A 1,455-nucleotide genomic window follows, 5' to 3' on the forward strand; every position below is an offset into this window, starting at 1 on the left:
GTTTTCACTTAGATACCATTCTGTCTCGTCTCCTTTACGGCAGAATCCTATTTCCATCCTCTAAACGGTCTACCGCTCATTTTTCACAAACTCTCCTAGAACCAAAAGCTCTGGAACTCCAGCACCTCTACCGAGGATTAGAAATCATTGCCAAAGAGACTGACTTTATTCAAGAACAACTCTATAAAAACTCAGCTGCTCTTTCCTCTCGTAAAACTGATGTCCTCTATTACGACTGTACAAATTTCTATTTCGAAATTGAGGAAGAAGATGAGGAGGGGCAACTGAGACAATATGGCTGTTCTAAGGAACATCGACCAAATCCAATCGTTCAAATGGGCTTATTTATGGATTCTCAAGGAATTCCACTAGCTTTCTCTATAACACCTGGTAATACAAATGAACAGACGACTATGAAACCTTTAGAGAAGAAGATTATCAAGGATTTTGAAAAAGCTCAATTTGTGGTCTGTACAGATGCTGGACTTTCTTCTATTGGTAATAAGCGCTACAATAATATCAGCGGGAGAGCTTTTGTCACAACTCAATCTGTCAAAAAGTTAAAGAAAGAAGACAAAGACTGGGCAACATCTTCTACAGGTTGGCGGTTAATGGGGGATAAGTCTGATACATTCTATGATATTTCTGCACTAGACGAGAGCAACCCAGACCTTCTCTATAGGCAAGTCTTTTACAAAGAATGCCCTTTACCACAAGATGGGCTAGAAGATCAGAGACTGATTGTAACCTTCTCAGCTAAATACAGAGATTACCAAAGAAACATACGCGAACGCCAGATTCAACGTGCTTCAAAATGGATTGGAAAGCCAGCTGACTACAAGAAGAAACAATCTACAGATCCTAAGCGTTTACTCAAAGTAACAGAGACAACAAGGGATGGGGAAATAGCTGAGAAAACGTTTATTGAGTTGGACGAGGAACGTGTTCTTTCTGAAGCAAGATTTGATGGGATATATGCGGTGACGACAAACTTAGACGATTCGATTGAGACCATTGTGTCCATTAATCAGAGACGATGGGAGATTGAAGAATGTTTCCGTATTATGAAACATGAATTGAAAGCTAGACCAGTTTATTTAAGTCGAGAAGATCGCATTTCTGCTCACTTCACAACTTGCTTCCTTGCTCTTATAATCTATCGCTACTTAGAGCTGGCGGTTCAGAAGCAATTCACATGTACGGAACTCATTGAAACCTTACGGTCATACACCTTTAGGTACCTTCCTGGTTTTGGTTACCTGCCAAACTATACTCGGACCGCTATTACTGATGAATTGCATCAGACATTTGGTTTCAGAAGTGATTATCAAATTATTAGCGAAAAAAAGATGAAAAAAATTTTACAAGTGTCAAAATCGAGAAAAAGTACGCATTTTTGATATAAAAAGAAAACCTCTCTAAACCCTTGATATACATAGGGTTAGGGAGGTTTTT

General features: G+C 39.0%; 1 protein-coding gene. It reads left to right on the top strand.

Translation table 11 applies throughout. The annotated features are described in order from the left end of the window. On the top strand, nucleotides 1–1,400 hold a 1,400-nt coding region (locus tag K6V43_RS11340), incomplete at its 5' end, for an IS1634 family transposase (RefSeq protein WP_222383149.1). Between the last annotated feature and the right edge of the window lie 55 nt (nucleotides 1,401–1,455).

Source organism: Streptococcus suis, from assembly GCF_019794615.1.
In the GTDB taxonomy this organism is placed as follows: Bacteria; Bacillota; Bacilli; order Lactobacillales; family Streptococcaceae; genus Streptococcus; species Streptococcus suis_AI.